Raw genomic sequence first — 24,276 nt, forward strand, 5'->3', positions numbered from 1 at the left:
TTTCGTGAAGCCTCAAAGGACGAAGTAGCCTTTCTGCAGGCTCATGGCATCGTCGAGGTGGATGGCAAAATCGATTTCTTTGTCACCGTTCACATCGCCATAAATCGTCGTCTCCGACGATGCTTTTATGTACCGGAGTTCGCCAGCCGTGCCAGTGAAAGCGGCTGTACCAAGATAGATGAATGCCTGATTCCCGGAGAGGCTTGTATTGGCGTCGATACCGGAAATGTCGATCCTGTCACCCCGCGAGCCAGAAAAGTCGAAAATAGTGTCTCTGCCCGCCGACGCCATGGTGGAGTCCTCCAAGGTCCTGAACAGGAAGGTGTCAGCGTCGCTGCCGCCAGTCAGCCGGTCTGCGCCTGCGCCGCCATAAAGTTTGTCGGCCCCGGCCAAACCGCTCAGGATGTCGTTGCCTGCGTCGCCTGTCAGTCGGTTTGCGCCCGTATCGCCGTAGAGCTTGTCGGCGTAGAGGGAGCCATTCAGGTTCTCGATCGACGAAAACGTGTCGCCCGCCGCTTCGTTGGTGTTGAAGGTGGCATTGCCAAGGTGGGCGAATACCCCTTTGTTCGCGCCGCCATAGGACGCCGCGTCGATTCCGCTTCCGCCGTAAAGCGCGTCGGCGCCAAGTCCCCCGAAGAGCACATCGTTTCCGGCATCTCCCTTCAACGTATCGTTGCCGCCATAGCCGCGCAGATAATTCGTGACCTGATTGCCGGTGATCTGGTCATTGCCCGATCCACCCCTGACGTTTTCGATCAGCGAGCGGGTGTCGTCGTTGTAAAGCAACGCATTGAAAATATTGCCCCTGGCATAACCGTCGTTGGGACCACCGCCCAGATAGGCCAATTGGTCCTCGTCGAAGACCGAGGCCTTGCCGGGACGCAGATCAACCTTGACGCCTGTACGATAGGCGGTGAGGTTGAAGGTGTCTTTGCCGTCGCCGTCCCAGAGCGTGGCGAAGATGCGGTTGCCACCCGGCGTGATGGCGACGACGCCATCGACGAACGTTTTTCCGCTTTCCGGAGTCCAGCTGTAGACCGTGTTGCCGCTATTGGTCGTGAAGTCGGCGCCATACATTTCCTGAAGCGCCGCGATGTCGGCCATCATGAAAGTCTGCGGCGCCCCGAATTCTTCGAAATAGACGGCTTTGATATCCGAGCCGATATAGCTGCGGTACGTCATGATCGAATATTCGAGTGAATCGTAGGCAGCTGGCAATGCGCCGAAGCCGTCGGTTTCGTGCCCGTGCTTGAGGCCGAGCGCATGCCCGATTTCATGGGTCATCGTGAACCAGGCATAGTTTCCGGCTACCGGGTTTCTGTAGTTGTACTCAGTACCGAACCAGACGTCTCCGGCTTCTGAATAGCCTCCTGGCATATAGGCGTAAGCGGTATCTGGAACATTCGACTGGGCAAAGCGAAGCGTAGAGGTGCTGGCGCTGCCGCTTTTAAAGCCTAAATTCGTGAAGCCTTCGACGGAAAAGCTGTCATTGGCGGAGTTGCCATAGGATTTTTCCATGACAAAGAGCGCGGTTTTTTGCTGTGCGAGCGAGACGGCGCCAAATCCGTTGCCCTTTTCCTCGCTGTAGCTGTAGCTGCTACCGGTGGTCGGGAAAGCGTAGGTTACGGTCGTTGCCCAGGCACCTTCAGTCAGAACGCCATCGATAATGCTGTTGCCAGTTTCGTAAACTGTTTTTCCGGTTTTATTGATACCTGTCACTGAATATCCTTTGGCGCCTTTGTCTGTAATATGTTTGCTCACACGACGATATAAACGTCCTCATCGTGCTAACCCTGCGTTAGAAATGATTCTTGGGGTAGTGGATACAAGGACAGACAACCATATCGGTAAAGATGAAGTTATCATGCTGATGAATACGGCATTCGGGCGACAAATATTCTTCAGTTTCGCGGTCATCGCCGCGATGGCTCCCGCTTCGCTACCGAAGGTGTTTGCAAGTTCGACACATTCGGCCGAAGGCAAGGCAATGCTTCCTCCACCGGACATAGAGGCTGCTGTGCAGTCGGAATATGATGGCGTCATCCAGAAAGGCACGCGCGAGGCCTACGAACGCTTCATTCGCCGCCATCCGGAACATCCGCTTGCCGAAAAGGCGCGCGAGGCGCTTGTGAAGGGTAATCTTAGATAATCCTTGGAGTGCGCCCCCAACTCGTCGAGGCTGGAGCAAAAATTGCCCGCAAACACAAAAGCTTGACCGCAGGCGAATAAAGCCCGCCGTAAAATCGTATGCTCTACAATAGCAGTTGACGAAGCGTGAGGGGCTTGCCAGTCTTGCCTCGGGATTCCGGCTGCTGCAGGAATGGTGAGGGATATTTCGTGAGTGCGGGTGCTATTCTTGTCTGGTCGTTGATGGGACTTGCAGGGCTTCTGGCCGTACCTGCGGTCAGTCATACCAATGCCAGCACCACCTTCTCGCTGATGGCGTCTTCCGCAGCCTTTACCGGCATGGCGATCGCACAATTCATGGCGACGCGTCCGCCTTTTGTCGAGCGCCTTTTCGGCGGGCTCGACCGGATCTACCAGACCCATCGCAAGGTCGGCATCACGGTGCTGGTCCTGATCCTCGTGCACTATTTCATAACGCCGGATTTCAAAGGCCTGTCGCTGACAGGCGGGTTGAACAAGCTCGCGGCCTTGGCAGGGGAATATGCGTTCTACGCCCTGATCGTGCTGCTGGTACTGAGCATCGTCAAGATCATTCCGAAGACGAAGATCGAGATTCCCTATCATTTCTGGCGCTTGACGCATCGCTTTATCGGGCTTCTGTTCGTGATGGTCGCCTTCCACCAGACCTTCATCAAGAGACCGTATGACGGCACCGCGATGCTGGCGACCTATCTCAATGTCTTCGCGCTGATCGGCACGGCAAGCTACATTTACACACAGCTCTTTCCATGGCTGCGCACCCGCAGCTACGAGGTCTTCGACGTGACACGCCACGAGGGTGCGACCATCATCTCGGCGCGGCCGACCGGGCGGCCACTGAAGGCAAAACCCGGCCAGTTCGGATTCTTCCGGGTTGCCAAGCCGGGCCTGCGCGAGCCGCATCCGTTCACGATCGCCGGCATGGACGAGAATGGCGTCGTCCGTTTCGCCATCAAGCCGCTTGGCGACTACACCAAGGCTTTGCGTGATGGCATCGCCGTCGGTGACCGCCTGAAGCTGGAGGGCGGCTACGGCCGTTTCAACCATCGCCGTGGTGGCAAGAAGCAGATCTGGCTTGCCGGCGGTATCGGCGTGACGCCATTCCTTGCCATGGCGGGACGCCTCAAGGGGGATGAGGGCCAGGACATTCATATGGTATACTGCGTGCGCGATCGGAGTGAGGCCATCGGTCTGGACACTTTCGAGGCGCAGGCAGAAAAACTTCCGAATTTCAGTTTTACTTTGCATGATTCCAAAACCGACGGTCGGCTCGACGCAGCAAAACTTGCCGCGTCAAGCACTGTCGATCCGGCGGGGGCAGACCTCTGGTTCTGCGGGCCGCCGCCTTTAAGAAAAGCAATTGAAAAAGGCCTGAAGGAACTCGGCAAGAAGCCCAAACGGGTCGAGTTCGAGCAGTTCGAGTTCCGCTAGACGCGCGTCGCATATTTTTTGTCGTTTGAGAAAGCAAGGGGAACAAGCCATGCGCATGTTCGATCGACTGCCTGGGAAAATGATCCGCAGCCTGCGCCTGCCGCGACATATGCTGGCGATGGCCGCAGCCGTTCTGGCGCTTGCCCACTGTCCGGGCACGGCGTCGGCGCGCGACGCTTTCGCTGACGATGCCTATGCGACCTACAAGGCGAACACCGACAACGGCAAGTATCTGTTCAACGCATCCGGCTGCGGTGCCTGCCATGGATCGGGCAGCAATACCGAGCTCCTGTCCGGCGGCCTCCAGATGGACACGGCGATCGGCAAGTTCTACGCACCGAACATTTCGCCCCATGCCAACGGCATCGGGGGCTGGACCAACGCCCAGTTCCTTAATGCGGTGATGCAGGGGATCGATCGCGAGGGCAACAACCTCTATCCCGTCATGCCCTACACAGCCTATGGCGGCATGAAGCCGGAGGATGTGCTCGACATCAAGGCCTATATCGATACGCTGGTTCAGTCCGACGCTGTGTCGCAGGAACATGAGATCGCTTTCCCTTATAGCCGCCAGACGACCATCACTCTGTGGAAGCGCAGTCATTTCAACGTGCCGGAATATCAGTCGCGCGAAGAAACGCAGATGGAGCGGGGGCGCTATCTCGTCGAAAACGTCGGTGGCTGCGGCGATTGCCACACGCCACGCACGACCACCTACGGCCTTGACATGGAAAACGCCTATGCGGGCGAAAAGGGTCTGACCGGGGCGGTGGCGCCCGATATCACCAAGGCGCGGATGGCAGGGCTTGCCTCGCCGGAAGTGTTCACCGTCGGCTTGATCGACGAAGGCAAGAAGTTGTCGGGCGCTCCGCTGACCGACCCGGTGATGCGCGAGATCGCCCACGGCCTTTCTGCGTTGACGGAGAAGGACCGCACGGCGATTTACGCCTTCCTCTCCGACCGTGAGGTCAAGCCGCCGGAACCGGTGGCGCAATCGGCGACCGCGGTCTGCAAGGAAAGCACGCCCGCAGCCGCTCTCTCCGGCGACAATGCAGCCCTTGCGACGCAGGCCGATGCCTTCATCGGCAAATATTGCCGCAATTGCCATGGTCCGGGCGAAAGCTCTCAAGGGTCCTATCCGGCCGGCGACCTGACGACGATCGCCGCCGACGCCGCCTTCGTGGTCCCGGGCGACGCTGCCAAATCCCGTCTCTTCACCTCGGTGACCAGCGGTCGCATGCCGCTGGGCAAGCGGCCGACCGCGGAAGAGGTCAAGAGCCTCGAGGATTGGATCAACTCGCTCAACAAGTCGAACCTGCCCCAGACCGCCGCGTCCAAACCCGATCGCACGCGGCCGATGCTATCTTATGGTGATTTCGTCGAGGCCGGACTGAAGGACATCTCCAAGGTCAGCGACCTCGACCGGCAATACATGCGCTATTTCTCCTACCGCAACCAGTACAACGGCATGATGGGTTGCGAGGAGGACAAGACCTTCATGAAGCGCATGGACGTACTGGCCGGCGGCTTCAAGAAACTTTTGAATTCATTGTCCTATGGCCCGAAACTTGTTCTTCCGCAGGAAGTCGAGGGAACCAACGGGCTGATGGTCCGGGTGGATCTTCGCGACCTGCAATGGTCGGCGGAGGACTACAATTTCCTGATCTCGCAGTATTTCTACGGTGTCGATCCGGGCAGCGACGCGTCGCTTCTGGCGCTGACCAAGGAAACCGATACCGTCCTGCCGATCATGCGCATCGACTGGTTCATGGCCAATGCGGCCAAGCCGAAGATCTACAATGTTCTCATGAAACTGCCGACCCATATCCGGGAACTCGAAAAGCGGTTCCAGATCGATGTGGATGAGAACATTCGGCGCCGCCAGGTGCTCAGAGCCGGTTTCGCCGATGGCTCGTCCGGCGTGTCTGATCACAATCGCATGCTGGAGCGCCACGACATGCCGTTCGGCGGCTACTACTGGAAATCCTATGATTTCGGCGGCGATGTCGGCAAGCAGGTTCTGAAGCGCTTCCCGCATGGACCCAAGGAAATCGAACCGCTCGATGCCGGCTTGAGTTCGTTCGAACATGATGGCGGAGAAATGATCTTCTCGCTGCCCAACGGGTTGCAGGGATATTACCTGTCGACCGCGGAAGGAAAGCAGCTCGATGTCGGGCCGACCAGCATCGTCTCGTTCCGGGAACGGCCGATCGGCAAGGGGGTCGAGATCACCAATGCCCGCTCCTGCTTCGACTGCCACGCCAACGGCATCCTGTCGAAACGCGACCAGTTGCGCGAGCATATCGAGACATCGACGCTGTTCAGCAAGGATCAGCAGGCGGTCCTGCTGGACATGTATGTGCCGCAGGAGGAATTGGATGCGGCCTACAACAAGGATCGCCAGCGTTTTGTCGAAGCCTTGGTGAAGCTCGGCGTCACCGAGCCGACACCGGATGGCAGCGCGCAGAGTATGCAAGCGCCCGGCAATGCCGAGCTGGTCACGTATTTCGGTGACAAATACGAGGATGAACTCGATTTCGAAGCTCTTGCGGCGGAATTCGACATGACGCCGGATGAATTCTCGTCCGCGATCAAGCGGGTCGAGGATGTCGATACGTTGAGGCTCGGTATCGACTGGGTGACGACGCTGGAGGCGGGCGGCACCATCCCACGAGCGGAGGTAGAGCAGCAATTCCCGCTGCTTCTGTCGCCGCTGATGCAGCTGAAGCCGCTCGATACCACCACGGTGCATGTGGCTGCGAGCAGCCAGACCCAGGATGTGGCAGGCCAGACGGCACAGCAGGATTATGTCAAGGCCGAGACCGTCGTGGCGGCGACGCCGGCCTATCGCCAGGAAAAGCCCGTCGACTACAACAAGCTCGAACTGGCTCTCCACGTCAGCACAACAACGGCCAAGGTCGGGGACCAATTGTCCTTCGAGCTCAGCTCCAACAAGGCCTGCGAACTGCAAATCCTCTATGTCGAAGAGACCGGCAACGTCGAGGTCATTCCGGATGCAATGATCGGCAACACGACTTTGCAGGCTGGTGAAAAACGCCAGATCCCGCAGCCGGGCACCGGTAATCTGACCTTCGATACGCCGGCGCCTGCCGAAACGATGATCGCCTATTGCCGCGAAGGCGGGCTTGGCGACCAGAAGCTCTCGGTGGAACGGGCGCGCCAGCTGGTGGCGGAATCGCACCTGCCGCCGACACGCGGGCTTGCCATCAACCTGGCGAAGAAGGCCGAGGACGACAAGGGCGCCAGCGGCTTGCAGGTCGTGACCTTCGAAATCAAGCAATAGCGCAAGGATCGGCCGCCGATTGGCGGTCGGTCGCACATAACTATCCGGCATGGTGGACTGGCCGGGATGTTGGACTGGCACGAGAAAGACGGCGTCATGAAGATGAAGATCGTGGTTGGGGCATGGTTGCTGACAGCGTGTTTCGCCGGTTCGGCGTCTGCTGCGTGCGATGCTCTGGCGCAGGCGGCCGAGGCTACCAATGCCGGAAACGAAGCGCTGGCTCGTGAGATCGCCGGCAGGCCGAAGCCCGGATGCACGACTGACGAGAAGGCGATGATCAGCCGGATTGTGGCGCTCGCGTCGTTTAACCGGATTGTTGGCGCAGTCGGGCAGGGCGCCAACCTCGCGGATTTCGAGCAGGAGCTCGAAACGATCCGCAAGACCAATTCGGCGCCGTGGCAGGTGTTCGATGCGCTCGGCGACATCAACCGGGACCGCCGGGACTATGAAGCCGCCGCGCGCTACTACCAGCTGGCGTTGGAGGACGCATCCAACGAAGTGCTGACGCCCGACTGGATGGCGCCGGATGAGAAATACATCGTGCGGCTTGATCACATGGCGACGGAAATGCGATTGGCGGCGCCGAGGCCGGTGAAGCTCGCCATGCGTGGCGCCTGCAAGATCAGCTATCGCGGGGTTTCGCTGAAGAAGAAATCGACACCGGTTCGTTATGTCTTCGGCACCGCGGAATTCACCCCGGAAGGGTTGGAGTCGGCCAGGGACCTGTCCGAATGCCTGAAGTCGGTCAAGCCGAAGGCGATCACGCTGATCGGCCATACCGACCCGGTGGGCACCGCGCAGGCCAATCGGGCACTGTCGCTGGAGCGCGCCGATGCCTTGGCGCAATATCTTGTTACTGAGGGATATGCGGGTGTCTGTACAACCGTCGGCAAGGGCGAGGACGAGCCGTTCAAGGCCGATGATGCCAGCGCCTATGACGAAGAGACGCTCAATCAGATGAATCGGCGTGTCGAAGTCGATGTGGAGAACTGAATGATGCTGCGCGGCTTTCTTCTCGCCCTTCTGGTTTCCGCCGCGCCCCTTGGCGTCGCGTCTGCGAAGACTTATGCCCTGGTGGTCGGCATCGATGCCTATCCTCATGAAGTCAGCCTTGACGGCGCAGTCAAGGATGCGAGGGATGTCGAAGGCGCCTTGCAGCGTGCCGGCATCGACCAGATGGCGACGTTCTTCGATGCCGCGGCACGCAAGGACGATATCCGTGCAGCCTGGACGGGCTTCGTGGACAGCGCTTCGCAGGGCGATACGATCATCTTCACCTATGCAGGCCACGGGGCGCAGATGCCGGAGCTTGTCGCCGGCGACGAGGCCGATGGGTTGGATGAATTCCTGCAGCTCCCCGGATTCGACCGCGGCCGTGCTGCGGAAACGGATCACGAGATCATCATCGACAACGAGCTGAACGCCTGGTTTTCGGAAGCTGAGGCCAAGGGCGTGCAGGTTCTCTTCGTCTCCGACAGCTGCCATTCCGGTGGCATGAGCCGGTCCTTTTCCGGCAAGACGCGCCTTGCCCATGCCGTCACCGTCAAGCTGCCGCCGCCGTCCGAGGAAGCAGTTTCCGGTGCGAAGGTAAAAGAGGCGGATTTCCGCCAGGTGACGGTGCTTGCCGCCTCGCTGGAAAGCCAGCCATCGCCCGAAGTCATCATCAACGGCGAAGCGCGCGGTGCGCTGAGCTGGAGTTTTGCCCGCGCCGTCGAAGGCTCGGCCGATCGCAACGGCGACGGCAAGATATCCCGGGTCGAACTGGAGGACTATGTATTCTCCAACGTAAAGCTTCAGTCCGAAGCCTTGCAGGTTCCGAACTTCGTTCCGCAGCTGCCGCGCTCCGAGGACGAAGTGGTGATGCCGCTGACCCGCAGCGCGGTGGTCGCGGCCGATCCGGCTGTGAAAAAGACATATAAACCGGTGCGTGAATCCGGCTGGGACGGCAAGCTGGCGCTGACGGTCAGCGGCTCCGACCTGATACCGGAAAACACTGGCGGCACGGGCGTGCCGTATCGCTGGGACGCGGCAGCCGGAATCTTCTATACGCCGAATGGCGATATTGCGGGCGAGCATATCGATGCGGCTGCGGTCCAGTCCGTCGTCGACAAGTTCATCCTGCTCGATTTCCTGAAAGCCATGGCAAGCCAGAACCCGGGTGCCGTATCGCTGACGCCGCAGAAGGATATCTATGCCGGCGGCGACAGGATTTCCTTCGATGTGCCGGCGTCGGGATACAAGAACATGGTGGTCTTCAATCTCGCCAATACGGGCCAGGTGCAATTGCTGGACGTCCAGTCGGAGGGGACGGCCAGTCAAGAATTCAAGCTGACGGATATGCAGGTGGTGGAGCCCTTCGGGGCCGATCATCTGATCGTCATTTCCACCAATGAGCCGATCGACGCCATTGGTGCCGCTTTGGCAAGCAAGGCGGTGGATGCGGCGACCGTGCTGCAACTCTTGTCGACGCGGATCGACGGAACCGATACCAGCGTTGCGATCCAGCCGCTCTATACCCGGGAGAAGCTCTGATGGCCGTCTGGCAAACGAGCTTCGCGGGATTTCTGTCGTGCCTCACGTTTCTCGGCGCACAGCCGCTGGAGGCAAGGGCGGAGGACAGGGCTCTGCTGATCGGCATCGGCGCTTACGAAAACCTGCCGGAGGACATGTTCCTGCATGGGCCGAAGAACGACGTGAAGGCTATTCAGCAGCTTTTGACCGGAACGCTGTCCTTCAAACCCGAGGCAATCCGGGTCCTGACCCACGAGAAGGCCACGAGGCAGGCGATGCTGTCGTCGATGGACGAATGGCTGGTTGCCGGAACCGCGCCCGGCGACCGGGTCTATCTTTACTTCTCGGGACACGGACTTCAGGTGAAGGATGTCAGCGGCGATGAGGAGGACGGAATGGACGAGGCCATTTCGACCTATGACATCAAGGCCGGCGAGACGGACTGGACCAATGTCATCCTCGATGACGACCTCGAGGCGGTGCTGGAGAAGTTGAAGGGCAGGGCCGTGACCTTGGTGATTGATGCCTGTCATTCCGGGACGATTTCCCGTTCGCTTTCCACAGAAGCTGTATCCGGGCTCAAAGGCGCACGGTATCTGCCGCGGCCCTTCGCCCAGGCCTCGAAACAGAAAGCCACCAGAGGCCTTCGGATCGATCTCGGCGTCATCGACAAGCCGGCGGAATTGACGGTCGGCGGCGTGACGGCCTGGAGTGCGGCAGCACCCTATCAGGTCGCGTGGGACGATGTCCGGCTGCCGATCGAGGACCGCCACGGCGTTTTCACATCAGCTTATATAGCCGGCTACACACCGGCGGAATCCGACGGAAACGGCAACGGTCTTGTCAGCAATGCCGAACTTTTCGAATATGTGACGAAGAAGTCGAAGGAATATTGCTCCGCGCAGGAGAACTGCGACAATCTCGATCCGCAGCTGGAAAGCGTGCCCGATGCGCTCGGCACCAGCGTCGCCAAGCCCGAACCGTACAAGGCAGAGCAGGCGGCCACGGATCAGCCCCAGAACAAGCCGGAGGACAAGCCGGAGCCGGTTTACCAGCAAGCGAAAGCCGAGGCCGGCGTCGCGCCTGCCTACGTTGACGCAGACCCCGTCGCAGCCATCGGCGATATCGTCGGCAAGGCGGATACCGGCGACGTGACGGTTTCTCTCGATACCGGCCCGATGCTGAAAAAGGGCCAGGCCTTCAAGATCTCGGTCACGAGCAGCTATGACGGCAATCTCGTGCTTCTGGATGTCAACAAAGAGGGCGTCGCGACGCAGATTTTCCCCAACGACATGGCGAAAAAAATCACGCCGCTTTCGGCGGGATCGGCGCTGACCATACCCGACGATTACTACGGCTTTGATTTCGAAGCCGAAGGCAGCGGCGACAACATGCTGGTCGCAATCGTCGTCGGTGATCCGGTGGACCTGAAGGATGTGGCGCCGTCGGTGCAGGGGCTGAGCGCCGAGCTTGATGCCCGGCAGACGCTGAGCGATATCGTTGCCAAATTGCAGAAGACGTGGACGGCAGACGCCGAAAATCGCGGTATCCGCTGGTCTCTGGGAACGTTGAAATACACGATAGAATAGCTTTGGCTTTGCTCGCTTCGCGCTCAAAACCTGCATAAACAAAAGGCCAGCGACGATCGTCGCTGGCCTTTTGTCGATCGGTTGACTGAAAGGCTTTCGTACCTCAGTGCAGGATCTGGCTGAGGAACAGCTTGGTACGCTCGTGCTGCGGATTGTCGAAGAAGGCGGCCGGCTCGTTCTGTTCGACGATCTGGCCCTGGTCCATGAAAATGACGCGATTGGCGACCTGGCGGGCAAAGCCCATTTCATGGGTGACGCAGATCATCGTCATGCCTTCTTCGGCAAGACCGACCATGGTGTCGAGCACTTCCTTGATCATTTCCGGATCGAGCGCCGATGTCGGCTCGTCGAACAGCATGACCCGTGGGTTCATGCAGAGCGAGCGGGCAATCGCCACGCGCTGCTGCTGACCGCCGGAGAGCTGGCCCGGATACTTGTTGGCCTGCTCGGGGATCTTGACGCGCTTGAGGAAGTGCATGGCAACTTCTTCCGCCTGCTTCTTCGGCATCTTGCGCACCCAGATCGGCGCCAGCGTGCAGTTTTCCAGAATCGTCAGGTGCGGGAAGAGGTTGAAGTGCTGGAACACCATGCCGACTTCGCGGCGCACTTCGTCGATCTTCTTCAAGTCGTTGGTCAGCTCGATGCCATCGACGATGATGTTGCCCTTCTGGTGTTCTTCCAGACGGTTGATGCAGCGGATCATCGTCGACTTGCCGGAGCCGGACGGGCCGGCAACGACGATGCGCTCGCCGCGCATGACCTTTAGATTGATGTCGCGCAGAACGTGGAAGTCTCCGTACCACTTGTTCATGCCGATGATTTCAACGGCGACGTCCGTGGACGAAACTTCGATTTTCAGCGGTTTGGCTTCAGCTGCCATGATATTTCCCCTCAATTGTTATCGTTTGTGGCCCTTGTCGAGCTTTCGTTCCATGAAACCGGAATAGCGCGACATGCCGAAGCAGAAAAGCCAGAAAGTAAATCCGGCAAAGACGAGACCCGACAGCGGCGTCACAGGCGATGCCCAGTTGGCGTCCGAGAAGTTCTGGCGGACGATGCCGAGCAGGTCGAACATGCCGATGATCGAGACCAGCGACGTATCCTTGAACAGGCCGATGAAGGTGTTGACGATGCCCGGGATCACCAGTTTCAGCGCCTGCGGCAGGATGATCAGCCGCATCTTCTGCCAGTAGCTCAAGCCCAGAGAATCAGCGCCTTCCGCCTGTCCCTTCGGAATGGCCTGCAGGCCGCCGCGCACCACTTCGGCCATATAGGCGGAAGCGAAGAACGACACCCCGATCAGCGCCCGCAGGAACTTGTCGACTGTCATGCCCTGGGGCAGGAACAAGGGCAGCATGACGCTGGCCATGAACAAGACCGTGATCAGCGGAATGCCGCGGACGATCTCGATGAAGATGGTGCAGATCATCCGGATGACCGGCATTTTTGATCGCCGGCCGAGCGCAAGGATGATGCCGAACGGCAGCGACACGGCAATGCCCACGAAGGAGAGGATCAGCGTGACCATCAGCCCGCCCCAGAGCGGGGTTTCGACGTAGGGAAGGCCAAGCACGCCGCCGATCAGGAGGAAGAACGACAGGATCGGCAGCACCCCGAACAGCAGGATCGCGTTCAGACCCTTCTGCGGGATCTTCGGGATCAGCATCGGTATGAGCAGGGCGACGAACAGGATGCCGACCAGCGCCGGCCGCCAGCGTTCATCGATCGGATAGCGCCCGAACAGGAACTGGTCGAACTTGGCACCGACGAACGCCCAGCAGGCGCCGCTCCAGCCTTCCGGCTGCGAGCCCCCTTGAGCGGCCGTCGCACAAACGCCGCGCCCGCCGCCTGTCCAGGAGGCGTCGATGAACAGCCATTTGATCATCGGCGGCAGGAACCAGGCAAGAATCAGGATGGCGATGATCGTCAGCACCGCGTCCTTCGGCGTGGCGAAGAGATTTTTTCGAAACCAGGCGACATAGCCCTTTTCAAGAATCGGCGGTGCCGATGGGGAGAGCATCGTGGTGCGGACGAAGTTGGTCTGATGTGTGTTCATGATCTTATCTCTCCACCAGGGCCATCTTGGCGTTGAACCAGTTCATGAACAGCGATGTCGACAGGCTGAGCGTCAGATAGACGATGATCCAGATACTGACGATTTCGACGGCCTGACCGGTCTGGTTGAGGATGGTTCCGCCGACCGCCACGAGATCGGCGTAGCCGATGGCGATGGCCAGCGACGAGTTCTTCGTCAGGTTAAGGTACTGGCTGGTCAAAGGCGGGATGATGATCCGCATAGCCTGCGGCACGACGACGAGGCGGGTGGTAAGACCCGGCCGCACGCCAAGCGCATGCGCGGCCTCCGATTGGCCATGGCTGACACCGCGAATGCCGGCGCGCACGATTTCTGCGATGAAGGATGCCGTATAGAACGACAGGGCGAGGAACAGCGACAGGAATTCGGGGCCGACAACCGATCCGCCCGTCAGGTTGAACTTGCCGGCGATCGGAACGTCGAAAGAGATCGGTGTGCCGGTGGCAAGCAAGGTCAGAAGCGGCAGGCCGATCACCAGACCAAGCACGGTCCAAAGTACGGGCAGGCGCTTGCCTGTCTCCATCTGCTTTTTGTTCGCATATCGCGCGAAGAAAATGCTCGCGATCACCGCAATGACCAAAGCATAAAACGTAAACTGCGCACCGCTTTCGAAAACGGGCCGGGGGAAGGCAAGGCCGCGATTGTTGATATACATGTCGAGCGGCAGGGCCAGCGAATCCCGGGGCTGCGGCAAGACCGCGAGAACGCCCGAATACCAGAAGAAGATGACCAGCAGCGGCGGAATGTTGCGGAAAACCTCGACATAGACCATCGACAGCTTGGCGATCAGCCAGTTTTTCGACAGCCGGCCGATGCCGACCAGGAAGCCGATGATCGTCGCCGTGATGATGCCGGTGACCGCGACAAGGATGGTGTTGAGGAAGCCGACCACGAGCGCCCGGCCATAGGTCGAATCACTCGTAAACGCGATCAGCGACTGGCCGACATCGAAGCCGGCGCGACCGTTCAGAAATCCGTATCCGGAGGCAATGTTGGCGCGCTTGAGATTTTCGATGGTGTTCGTCGTCACCCAGTAGATGAAAAAGACGAGCAAAAGCAGCGTGATGGCCTGGTAAATGATACCGCGGACCTTGGGATCATTCAGAATCGAGCCGGTCGGCTTGTCCTTGCCGGGCGGAATCGTGGCGTCAATTGTCATTCAGAGCCTCTTATATCCCCGTTCGCCCTGTTTCGAGCGATTCTTATTTTTGGAAGAGAAAGCGGCCGTGGCCGCTTTCTCCATTGTCAGACGGTCTTAGCGGACCGGCGGTGCGTACTGGATGCCGCCCTTGCTCCACAGAGCGTTCAGGCCGCGTTCGATCTTCAGCGGGCTGGCGGCGCCGATGTTGCGGTCGAAGATTTCACCGTAGTTGCCCACGGCCTTGATGATCTTCACTGCCCAATCGTTTTCGAGACCGAGATCGGTGCCGATCTTGGTGTCGGCTTCGACACCGAGGAAGCGCTGGATATCCGGGTTGGTCGACTTCTTCATTTCCTCGACGTTTGCCTGGGTGATGCCGAAGTCTTCGGCGCCGACCAGCGCGTAGTGTACCCACGAAACGATGTCGAACCACTGGTCGTCGCCCTGGCGAACGGCAGGTCCAAGCGGCTCCTTGGAAATGATTTCCGGCAGGATGATGTGATCGTCCGGTGCTGCCAGCGTCAGGCGCAGCGAGTAGAGACCCGACTGGTCGGTCGTGTAGACGTCGCAACGGCCGGCGTCGTAAGCCGCGTTCACTTCCTCGAGCTTTTCGAACACGACCGGGTTGTACTGAAGGTTGTTGGCCTTGAAGTAGTCGGCAAGGTTCAGTTCGGTCGTCGTGCCGGTCTGGACGCAGACGGCGGCGCCGGACAGTTCGAGAGCCGACTTCACGTTCAGGCTCTTGCGAACCATGAAGCCCTGGCCGTCATAATAGTTGACGGCGCGGAAGTTGAAGCCGAGCGCGGTGTCGCGGTTGATCGTCCAGGTCGTGTTACGGGCCAGAACGTCGACTTCGCCGGACTGCAGCGCTGGGAAACGGTCCTTGGCGGAGGTCGGGGTGTATTTCACCTTGGTCGCGTCGCCGAAAATGGCGGCGGCAATGGCCTTGCAATAGTCGACGTCGAAGCCGCTCCAGTTGCCCGATGCGTCAGGAGAAGCAAAGCCGGTCAGGCCCGTGTTGACGCCGCACTGCAGAAAGCCCTTTGCCTTGACGTCGCCAAGTGTCGTCGCCGACGCGGCCTGGGTGCCAATTCCCATGACGGCAGCGCCGATAAGCGCTGTCAGAATTCTTTTTGCCATTTTTAGAACCTTTTTCTGTTGTCTTTGTTCTCGTCCCGCACCGCTGCCCTTGGTCAGGCGCAAGGTGCGGCCCCCGCCACCCTCCTGGCGCGAGTACCGTCTATCTCATGCTCAAAACATCGCAGGGTCAAGACACGTTGCCGATTTTCTGAGCCGCGTTGTGAGAATCGTCGATTGCGCCGTATGTTTAGGCAATTTTTGACTTCCTGATGCAGTTTTTTGTTTAAAAAACTTCCAGAAACCATGTTTTTGCCATTTGCACCCAGCGTTGGAACGGAAGTCTCTTGACCCTTTGGACCGGCAGACGGAAAAGTGCGCCGACATGAAATTTTACAAGCGGACCCTCCCATGAATGACAAGAATGACTTCCTCGCCGGCGCCGGCGTGAACACCCGGCTGTCGCATATCGGCAATTCGCCCGCCGATTTTCATGGCTTCGTCAATCCGCCTGTCGTGCACGCATCCACGGTCCTGTTTCCCAACGCGAAAGCCATGGAAAACCGGGCGCAGAAATACACCTACGGCACGCGCGGGACGCCGACCACCGACGCGTTGTGCGAGGCGATCGATGCGCTGGAAGGCTCTGCGGGCACGATCCTCGTGCCCTCGGGACTGGCGGCCGTCACCGTGCCTTTCCTGGCATTCCTGTCAGCTGGCGATCACGCGCTGATCGTCGATTCGGTCTATTTCCCGACCCGGCATTTCTGCGACACGATGCTGAAAAGGCTCGGCGTGACCGTCGAATACTACGATCCGATGATCGGCGCCGGCATTGAGAGCCTGATCAAGCCGAATACCAAGCTGGTACACACCGAAGCGCCCGGTTCCAACACCTTCGAAATGCAGGATATCAAGGCAATTTCGACCGTCGCGCACCGCCATGGATGCGTGGTGACGATGGACAATACCTGGGCGACACCGCTCTATTTCAAGCCGCTGGATCATGGCGTCGATGTGTCGATCCATGCCGCGACCAAATATCCGTCTGGCCATTCCGACATCCTGCTCGGCACGGTGTCGGCCAATGCTGCCCATTGGGAACAGCTCAAGGAAGCCAATATCGCGCTCGGCATCTGCGGCTCGCCCGATGACAGCTACCAGATCCTGCGCGGCCTGCGCACCATGGGCATCCGGCTCGAACGTCACCAGGAAAGCACGCTCAACATCGCCCGGTGGCTGGAGGAGCGCGAGGATGTAGCGCGCGTCCTGCACCCAGCTCTCCCGAGCTTTCCGGGCCACGACCTCTGGAAGCGTGATTTCACCGGCTCCAGCGGCATTTTTTCGTTCGTTCTTAAGGTCGAAAACCAGGAACAGTTCAAGCCGAAGGCGCATGCCTTCCTCGATGCCCTGTCGATTTTCGGGCTCGGCTGGTCCTGGGGCGGTTTCGAAAGCCTCGCCGTTCACGTCGGCCTTTCCGACCGCAGGATTTGCAAGGCGCCGAGCGAAGGTCCGGTCATCCGGCTGCAGGTCGGGCTCGAGGACGTGGCCGATCTTCGCAAGGACATTGAAGCCGGTTTTGCGGCTGCAAGCGCCATCTGACGTTCAATCGCGCGGCTCGTATCCGTAGAGCCAGTCGAAATCGGCGGCAAGGCTTTCCGGCCGCCGCATGGATAGAACCAGATCACGCCCGATCCGCACCGGGCCGCGGGCGTGATAGGCGAATCGGTTGAAGGCACCGCGGGAGCGCACACGAGCGACCCGGCTTTTCCTGTGATCGACAAAGGCGGATAGGGACTGGCCTCTCGCAACGAAGGATGCGAGTTCGAAGGCATCCTCGATTGCCATGGCCGCGCCCTGGGCTGCAAACGGCATCATCGCATGGGCGGCGTCACCGATCAGGGCAATCTCTTCGCCCCGATGCCAGGCACCGTCGCTGACCTCATAAAGTGGCCAGACAGTCGGCTCGGCCGCATGCCGCAGCATCTCGACAATCTGGGGATGCCAGCCGGGAAAGGCGTCAAGCAGCCGCTTTCGCACGTCTTCCGCGGGCAGGGTGCGGTCCCATGCTTCGCCGGGATTACGGCCTGCGGTGATGGCCACCACGTTGAAACTGCGCGTTTGCGGCAAGGGGTAGGCAACGAGGTGGGAGCCGTTGCCCAGAAATGCCGCGACTTTCGTTGCATCGAAAATAGCCGGAGCACCTGCCTCACCGAGCGTAAACCGCCAGGCGACGTTGCCGGAAAATGCCGCATTTCCAGCCTTTTCTATCCGGTTTCTGATCTTCGACCAGACACCGTCGGCACCGACCAGCAGGCGTGGCCGCGTGCCCACGATCTCAGCGATGGAGTTTTGCGCGGGATCATCGACGTCGCATCCCAGATGAAGACGGCACAGCGGATTGGCGTCCACGGCATCAAGCAGGACTTTCTGGAGATCGGCCCTGCGGAGAACGCCATAGGGCGATGTCCAGCGGTGCCGCGCGAACGACCCCGATGGGACGGAGGCAACCGTTCGCAGCGATGTTCCGCTGACGAGATTGATCGCTTCCGGTTCGCTCCACACCTGTTCCAGCCGGGGGAGCAGGTCCAGCCGCGCCAGTATCCGCGTGGCATTGGGGGACAGTTGCAGCCCGGCGCCGGCCTCGCTCAGGACGGACGCCTGTTCGAGGATTTCGGCGGGAATGCCCTTGCGGGCAAAACAAAGGGCAGCCGTCAGTCCGGCAATGCCGGCCCCGACGATTGCAACGGGCTCGCGCCGGTTCATGTTGGGAGCATTTGCCGCTCAGGCCGCCTTCGCATTGAAGGTGCAGCCGTCCGGCACCGTCTGGTCCGCATGGAGCTTGGCATTATAGCGGTAAAGCGTAGAGCAGTAGGAACAGACTTTTTCGTTGTCGTCGCCCATGTCGATATAGATGTGCGGATGGTCGTAGGGCACGGAGGCGCCGGTGCACATGAATTCCTTGACGCCGATTTCGATCACCGCGTGGCCGCCGTCGTTCTGAAAATGAGGGATACCGTGCCCGGCCATGTCATGCTCCGTCGTCTGGAAGGATAGTCGAATTCGGCGGCACCATAGAAAGCTTTGCGCAAAAAGTGTAGCGGCAAAGATGACGCGGCTGCGGCTTTTTTGGCGACCCGGGGTTTTCGCCGCAGCGCCCGTGTCATAGGTTCGCCGAAAAACAGGACGCCTGCGATGGATTTGAACCCGCCCGCCTTTTCGACCTTCACCCATGACGGCCTCTCGATCGCCTATTTCGACGAGGGTGATCCGTCCGGCGATCCCATCCTTTTGATCCACGGTTTTGCATCCAGTGCCAATGTCAACTGGGTCTATCCGGGCTGGTTGAAGACTTTGGGTGACGCGGGATACCGGGTGATCGCGCTCGACAATCGCGGCCACGGCGCCAGCGACAAGCCACACGATCCATCGGTCTATCATCCGTCGGCCATGGCAGGCGATGCCGTAGCACTTCTGGATCATCTCGGCATCGCCGAGACGCATGTGATGGGCTATTCCATGGGCGCGCGCATTTCCACCTTCCTGACACTGGCGCATCCGCACCGCGTCCGCTCTCTCATCCTTGGCGGGCTTGGCATCGGCATGGTGACCGGCGTCGGCGACTGGGATCCGATCGCGGATGCGCTCAACGCGCCGTCTCTCGATGTGGTGACCCATGAGCGGGGCCGGATGTTTCGCGCCTTTGCCGACCAGACGAAAAGCGACCGTAAGGCGCTTGCCGCCTGCATCTCCACCTCGCGCGACCTGCTATCGGTCGAGGATATGGGCCGGATCGACGTGCCGGTGCTGATCGCCGTCGGCACCAAGGACGACATCGCGGGTTCGCCGCAGGAGCTGGCCGCTCTCGTTCCCGACGCCGTGGCGTTGGATATTCCCGGTCGCGATCACATGCTTGCCGTCGGCGACCGGGTCTTCAAGAAGGCCGCGCTTGAGTTTTTGGCCAGGGTAGGGCAAGCGTGAGGCCCGTTAGGGGTTTTGGGCTTCATTTTCCGCGCGGCCATTTATATCCGGCGCGATTTGGCCTATATCTGTTCGACCGACAGACGACGAAGGAGAGTGGCGATGGTCGCCAGGACTGACATACGCCCGACCGAGACCGTGAAGATCATGGATCCGATCTGGGACAGTCTGCAGGAAGAGGCGCGGGTCGCTGCCCAGCAGGATCCCTTGCTTGCGGCCTTCCTCTATTCCACCATCATCAACCAGCACTCGCTGGAAGACAGCGTCATCTACCGGATTTGCGAGCGGCTCGACCATCCGGACCTGCAGGCCAATCTGCTGCGCCAGACTTTTGCCGAAATGCTGGAAGACTGGCCGGAATGGGGCAGCATCCTGCGCGTCGATATCCAGGCCGTCTATGATCGTGATCCGGCCTGCACCCGTTTCCTCGAGGCGATCCTCTATTTCAAGGGTTTCCATGCGATCCAGACCCATCGGCTGGCGCATTGGCTGATCAATCGCGGACGCCGCGATTTCGCCCTCTATCTCCAGAGCCGGTCCTCGTCGGTTTTCCAGACGGACATCAATCCGGCGGCGCGCATCGGCAAGGGCATCTTCCTCGACCATGCTACGGGGCTTGTGGTCGGCGAAACCGCGGTTGTCGGCGACAACGTCTCCATCCTGCATGGCGTGACGCTCGGCGGAACCGGCAAGGAGGGCAGCGACCGCCATCCGAAGATCGGCAACGGTGTGCTGATCGGCGCCGGCGCGAAGATCCTCGGCAACATCCATATCGGCAATTGCTCCCGTGTCGCCGCAGGCTCCGTCGTGCTCAAGGAAGTTCCGCCGAAGACCACTGTCGCTGGCGTTCCGGCCCGTGTCGTCGGTGAAGCCGGCTGCTCGGAGCCGTCGCGGTCGATGGACCAGCTGCTGGTTTCCTTCGAGATCTGACCCAGCGTTTTGTCGGTTGTCCGCCTTGCCGGGGGTTTACACCGCTTGAGGCACTGTGCGAAAAGCGGCGCAAATCAAACCGCCATGGAGAAAAGACTTGAAGCCCGAAGAAATCAAAAAGCTCGAAGCCTATTTCAAGCGCACTTTCAACCAGTCGATGGTCATCAAGGCGCGGCCGAAGAAGGACGAATCCGCCGAGGTCTACCTGGGCGACGAGTTTCTGGGCGTTGTCTTCCGTGACGAGGAGGACGGTGAGCTGTCCTACAACTTCTCCATGGCCATCCTCGATATCGACCTCTGAGTGCCATTTTTAGTTGAACGCGTAAATTTGACCCGGCCCTGACATTCAGGCCGGGTTTTTGATAAAATCATACTTTTTGTTTATTTTTTCGCGGAAATCGGTCCGATTTCGTGGTTTTTCATCAAGCTGTTGCAATGACAGTGTTTTATTGCATTGCACGTATACATTGACTTTATTGTGCAGTGCACATAAGTTGTTGTCATCGCGAGCCATCAAAAAGGAGCAGTCTGATGTTCAATTTCGAAGATGCGAATAAGAAGAGCAAGGAAACGATGGACACGATGTTGAAAAGCTATGCGTCACTGACGAAGGCTTTTCAGGCGATCGCCACCGAAGCCGCCGACTATTCCAAGAAGGCCTTTGAAGACAGCGTTGCCCACATCGAGAAGATCACCACCGTCAAGAGCGTCGAAGCCGCTTTCGAGTTGCAGACCGGCTTTGTGAAATCCGCGTATGAAGGCTATGTCGCCGAAGCCACGAAGATCGGCGAAATGTATGCCGACCTCGCCAAGGACGCCTACAAGCCTTACGAAGCGCCGGTTGCCAAGGCGACCGCCGCCGTCAAGGCCGCTGCCGCCGCTTAAGGCTACCCCACAATTTGAACGCTGAAAAACCGGCCGCGCATTCCGCGGCCGGTTTTTTGCTGTCTGCGTGGTATATTGGTGATCGGCTCCCCAAGAAAGTTGATCAATCTTGTGCCTCATGACGCAAATATGATTGCAGTGCGGCAGAACAGCCTTAAAATCCGAAAAAGAACCACTAGATTATGTTTCACGAACAGGTCGCAAACATCTCCCAAGCATTTGCGACTGGACAAGGGAATGAAGTAGAATGATCGCCATGCCGGTCCGGATGCAAAAAGACAGCGACGGGGATGGGGGCAATGCCAACCGCGGCACGTCCGTCATAACTCGGACAAAGCCGAAGACCAAGAAGCCGAGCCTGTATCGCGTCCTGCTTCTGAACGACGACTACACGCCGATGGAATTCGTGATCCACATTCTGGAGCGTTTCTTCCAGAAGGATCGCGAAGCGGCAACTCTGATCATGCTGCACGTTCACAATCACGGCGTGGGTGAATGCGGTGTTTTCACCTACGAAGTTGCCGAAACCAAAGTGACGCAGGTGATGGATTTCGCCCGCGAGCATCAGCACCCGCTGCAATGCGTCATGGAAAAGAAATGAGGAACTGACGTGCCAACATTTTCGACAAGCCTTGAAAAGGCCCTGCACCAGGCTCTGACGCTGGCCAACGAGCGCCATCACGAATACGCGACCCTGGAGCACCTCCTGTTGGCATTGATCGACGATGCCGATGCGGCGGCGGTCATGGGCGCGTGCAACGTCAACCTCGACAGCCTGCGCAAGACCGTATCCGACTATGTCGATAACGAACTCGGTAACCTGGTGACGGGGTATGACGAGGATTCCAAGCCAACGGCCGGGTTCCAGCGCGTCATCCAGCGGGCCGTGATCCATGTCCAATCGTCCGGACGCGAGGAAGTGACGGGTGCCAACGTACTTGTCGCCATCTTCGCCGAGCGCGAAAGCCACGCCGCCTATTTCCTGCAGGAGCAGGAGATGACGCGCTATGACGCCGTGAATTTCATATCGCACGGCATTGGAAAGCGTCCCGGTGCATCCGAGTCGCGTCCGCCGCGCGGCGCCGACGAGCCGGAATCCGAGCAGAAGGCATCGCGCGAGCAGGATGAAAGCGGTCCGAAGAAGCAGCAGCAGGATGCTTTGACAGCCTATTGCGTCAATCTCAACGAGAAGGCCAAGGTCGGCAAGATCGATCCGCTGATCGGCCGCCACGCCGAGGTCAACCGCACGATCCAGATCCTCTGCCGCCGCTCCAAGAACAACCCGCTCTATGTCGGTGACCCCGGCGTCGGCAAGACGGCGATCGCCGAAGGTCTGGCCAAGCGCATCGTCGAGAAGAAGGTTCCCGAAGCGTTGCAGGACGCGACGATCTTCTCGCTCGACATGGGCACGCTGCTTGCCGGCACGCGCTATCGCGGCGATTTCGAAGAGCGCCTGAAGCAAGTGGTCAAGGAACTCGAGGAATATCCGGGTGCCGTGCTGTTCATCGACGAGATCCACACGGTGATTGGTGCCGGTGCGACCTCCGGCGGTGCTATGGATGCATCCAACCTGTTGAAGCCGGCGCTGTCTTCGGGCGCGATCCGCTGCATCGGTTCGACGACGTATAAGGAATATCGCCAGTTCTTCGAAAAGGACCGCGCGCTGGTGCGTCGGTTCCAGAAGATCGATGTCAGCGAACCGACGATTGATGATGCCATCGAGATCATGAAGGGCCTGAAGCCGTATTTCGAGGACTATCACAAGCTGAAATACTCGAACGAGGCGATCAAGTCGGCCGTCGAGCTTTCGGCCCGCTACATCAACGACCGCAAGCTGCCGGACAAGGCGATCGACGTCATCGACGAGACCGGTGCGGCCCAGATGCTGCTGCCCGTCAACAAGCGCCGCAAGCTGATCACGGAAAAGGAAATCGAAGCGACGATCGCGACGATGGCCCGTATTCCGCCGAAGTCCGTTTCCAAGGATGATGAGGCTGTTCTCGCCAATCTGGAAAAGGAACTGCGTTCGGTCGTTTATGGTCAGGACCTGGCCATCGAAGCGCTTGCCTCGGCGATCAAGCTGGCGCGTGCCGGCCTGCGCGAACCCAACAAGCCGATTGGCTCCTACGTCTTCTCCGGCCCAACCGGCGTCGGCAAGACGGAAGTCGCCAAGCAGCTCGCAGCCTCGCTCGGCGTGGAACTCATCCGCTTCGACATGTCGGAGTATATGGAGCGCCACACCGTCTCGCGTCTGCTCGGTGCACCTCCGGGCTATGTCGGCTTCGACCAGGGCGGCTTGTTGACCGATGGTATCGACCAGCATCCCCATTCGGTTCTGCTGCTCGACGAAATCGAGAAGGCGCATCCGGACCTGTTCAACATCCTGTTGCAGGTCATGGATCACGGCTCGCTGACGGACCACAACGGTAAAAAGATCGACTTCCGCAACGTCATCCTGATCATGACGACCAATGCGGGTGCGTCGGAGATGGCAAAGGCGGCGTTCGGCTTTGGCTCTGCCAAGCGCGAAGGCGACGATGTCGAGGCGCTGAACCGCCTGTTCACGCCGGAATTCCGCAACCGTCTCGATGCGGTCATTCCGTTCGCCTCGCTGCCGACCCCGGTCATCCATCAGGTGGTGCAGAAGTTCGTCATGCAGCTGGAAACGCAGCTCGCCGAACGCAACGTCACCTTCGACCTGCAGCCGGAAGCAATCGCCTGGCTGTCCGACAAGGGCTACGATGAAAAGATGGGCGCGCGGCCGCTGGCACGCGTCATTCAGGAACACATCAAGAAGCCGCTCGCCGACGAAATCCTCTTCGGCAAGCTGAAGAAGGGCGGCGTCGTCAAGGTGACGGTTGGCACAAAGCCGGATGGCACTAAGGGCCTGCTCCTCGACTATGTTCCGGAAACGGCGCGCATAAAGCCCAAGGCAGAAGTCGTGGCGCCGGTGAAAAAGGCATCCAAGACCGCAAAGCCGAAGGAAATGGAAACCGTCGGTGCCGAACCGGAAGGCCGCGCCAAGCCGAAGAAGGCATCCAAGGCGGCTGCGACCGAAGCGCCGGCCACTGCTACGGCCGCTGAGCCGCCCCGCAAGGGGAGTACGGTACCGAAGGTGCCGCGCAAGAAATAGATCCATAGAGAATAGAGATACAGTGCCGGGCGG

Annotated in this window: 20 protein-coding genes; 13 read left to right on the forward strand and 7 right to left on the reverse strand. The window is 59.5% G+C overall.

From position 1 onward, the window contains the following. Positions 1-12: 12 nt before the first annotated feature. Entirely contained in the window at positions 13-1,719 is a 1,707-nt protein-coding gene (locus J2Z75_RS00690) for a M10 family metallopeptidase C-terminal domain-containing protein (RefSeq protein ID WP_209848652.1), read from the reverse strand. 85 nt (positions 1,720-1,804) lie between these two features. Here J2Z75_RS00690 and J2Z75_RS00695 point away from each other — a divergent pair, with 85 nt between their 5' ends. The 6 genes from J2Z75_RS00695 to J2Z75_RS00720 all read left to right on the forward strand — a co-directional run bounded on the left by J2Z75_RS00695 (position 1,805) and on the right by J2Z75_RS00720 (position 11,001). After that, on the forward strand, positions 1,805-2,149 hold the full coding sequence (locus tag J2Z75_RS00695) for a hypothetical protein (protein WP_209848866.1): 345 nt from the start codon (positions 1,805-1,807) through the stop codon (positions 2,147-2,149). Between the two features lie 188 nt (positions 2,150-2,337). After that, positions 2,338-3,597 carry a ferredoxin reductase family protein gene (locus J2Z75_RS00700; RefSeq protein ID WP_209846260.1) on the forward strand — a complete coding sequence of 420 codons (1,260 nt, stop codon included), beginning with the start codon at positions 2,338-2,340 and terminating at the stop codon, positions 3,595-3,597. Between the two features lie 49 nt (positions 3,598-3,646). Continuing rightward, positions 3,647-6,901: a c-type cytochrome gene (locus tag J2Z75_RS00705; RefSeq protein WP_209846263.1), complete on the forward strand. Its 3,255-nt coding sequence runs from the start codon at positions 3,647-3,649 to the stop codon at positions 6,899-6,901. Between the two features lie 66 nt (positions 6,902-6,967). Further along, positions 6,968-7,894 (forward strand): OmpA family protein, encoded by a 927-nt coding sequence (locus J2Z75_RS00710; RefSeq protein ID WP_209846266.1) that lies wholly within the window; start codon positions 6,968-6,970, stop codon positions 7,892-7,894. Further along, on the forward strand, positions 7,895-9,433 hold the full coding sequence (locus J2Z75_RS00715; protein WP_209846269.1) for a caspase family protein: 1,539 nt from the start codon (positions 7,895-7,897) through the stop codon (positions 9,431-9,433). Beyond that, positions 9,433-11,001, forward strand: coding sequence for a caspase family protein (locus J2Z75_RS00720; RefSeq protein WP_209846273.1), 1,569 nt, complete (start codon positions 9,433-9,435; stop codon positions 10,999-11,001). The genes J2Z75_RS00715 and J2Z75_RS00720 overlap by 1 nt, the downstream gene beginning before the upstream one ends. 103 nt (positions 11,002-11,104) lie before the next feature. Here the strand turns inward: J2Z75_RS00720 and J2Z75_RS00725 are convergent, their stop codons facing one another. The 4 genes from J2Z75_RS00725 to J2Z75_RS00740 form a co-directional block, all read right to left on the reverse strand. After that, the gene (locus J2Z75_RS00725; RefSeq protein ID WP_209846276.1) at positions 11,105-11,881 is read right to left on the reverse strand and encodes an amino acid ABC transporter ATP-binding protein; all 777 of its coding nucleotides are present in this window, start codon (positions 11,879-11,881) and stop codon (positions 11,105-11,107) included. 18 nt (positions 11,882-11,899) lie between these two features. After that, complete coding sequence (locus J2Z75_RS00730) at positions 11,900-13,057, reverse strand: amino acid ABC transporter permease (protein ID WP_209846279.1); 1,158 nt, start codon at positions 13,055-13,057, stop codon at positions 11,900-11,902. 4 nt (positions 13,058-13,061) lie between these two features. Beyond that, entirely contained in the window at positions 13,062-14,255 is a 1,194-nt protein-coding gene (locus J2Z75_RS00735) for an amino acid ABC transporter permease (RefSeq protein ID WP_209846282.1), read from the reverse strand. A 96-nt stretch (positions 14,256-14,351) separates the two neighbouring features. Continuing rightward, complete coding sequence (locus tag J2Z75_RS00740) at positions 14,352-15,377, reverse strand: amino acid ABC transporter substrate-binding protein (RefSeq protein ID WP_209846285.1); 1,026 nt, start codon at positions 15,375-15,377, stop codon at positions 14,352-14,354. A gap of 348 nt (positions 15,378-15,725) precedes the next feature. On the opposite strand from J2Z75_RS00740, the gene J2Z75_RS00745 reads away from it, so the two are divergent. Continuing rightward, positions 15,726-16,916 carry a cystathionine beta-lyase gene (locus J2Z75_RS00745; RefSeq protein ID WP_209846288.1) on the forward strand — a complete coding sequence of 397 codons (1,191 nt, stop codon included), beginning with the start codon at positions 15,726-15,728 and terminating at the stop codon, positions 16,914-16,916. A 3-nt stretch (positions 16,917-16,919) separates the two neighbouring features. Here the strand turns inward: J2Z75_RS00745 and J2Z75_RS00750 are convergent, their stop codons facing one another. Then, on the reverse strand, positions 16,920-18,080 hold the full coding sequence (locus J2Z75_RS00750; protein WP_209846291.1) for an FAD-dependent monooxygenase: 1,161 nt from the start codon (positions 18,078-18,080) through the stop codon (positions 16,920-16,922). Between the two features lie 18 nt (positions 18,081-18,098). After that, a complete protein-coding gene (locus J2Z75_RS00755; RefSeq protein ID WP_037166590.1) occupies positions 18,099-18,344 on the reverse strand; it encodes a zinc-finger domain-containing protein in 246 nt (81 codons plus the stop codon). Between the two features lie 165 nt (positions 18,345-18,509). On the opposite strand from J2Z75_RS00755, the gene J2Z75_RS00760 reads away from it, so the two are divergent. The 6 genes from J2Z75_RS00760 (at position 18,510) to clpA (ending at position 24,243) form a co-directional block, all read left to right on the forward strand. Continuing rightward, the gene (locus J2Z75_RS00760; RefSeq protein WP_209846294.1) at positions 18,510-19,295 is read left to right on the forward strand and encodes an alpha/beta fold hydrolase; all 786 of its coding nucleotides are present in this window, start codon (positions 18,510-18,512) and stop codon (positions 19,293-19,295) included. Between the two features lie 102 nt (positions 19,296-19,397). Next, positions 19,398-20,225 (forward strand): serine O-acetyltransferase, encoded by an 828-nt coding sequence (gene cysE, locus J2Z75_RS00765; RefSeq protein ID WP_209846297.1) that lies wholly within the window; start codon positions 19,398-19,400, stop codon positions 20,223-20,225. A 97-nt stretch (positions 20,226-20,322) separates the two neighbouring features. Beyond that, positions 20,323-20,526, forward strand: coding sequence for a DUF3126 family protein (locus tag J2Z75_RS00770; RefSeq protein ID WP_037166596.1), 204 nt, complete (start codon positions 20,323-20,325; stop codon positions 20,524-20,526). A gap of 230 nt (positions 20,527-20,756) precedes the next feature. Then, the gene (locus tag J2Z75_RS00775) at positions 20,757-21,110 is read left to right on the forward strand and encodes a phasin family protein (RefSeq protein WP_209846299.1); all 354 of its coding nucleotides are present in this window, start codon (positions 20,757-20,759) and stop codon (positions 21,108-21,110) included. A 247-nt stretch (positions 21,111-21,357) separates the two neighbouring features. Continuing rightward, positions 21,358-21,711 (forward strand): ATP-dependent Clp protease adapter ClpS, encoded by a 354-nt coding sequence (clpS, locus tag J2Z75_RS00780; RefSeq protein WP_037166601.1) that lies wholly within the window; start codon positions 21,358-21,360, stop codon positions 21,709-21,711. A gap of 9 nt (positions 21,712-21,720) precedes the next feature. Then, entirely contained in the window at positions 21,721-24,243 is a 2,523-nt protein-coding gene (gene clpA / locus J2Z75_RS00785; RefSeq protein WP_209846301.1) for an ATP-dependent Clp protease ATP-binding subunit ClpA, read from the forward strand. Positions 24,244-24,276: the final 33 nt, after the last annotated feature.

The organism is Rhizobium herbae (assembly GCF_017873135.1).
Lineage (GTDB): Bacteria > Pseudomonadota > Alphaproteobacteria > Rhizobiales > Rhizobiaceae > Pararhizobium > Pararhizobium herbae.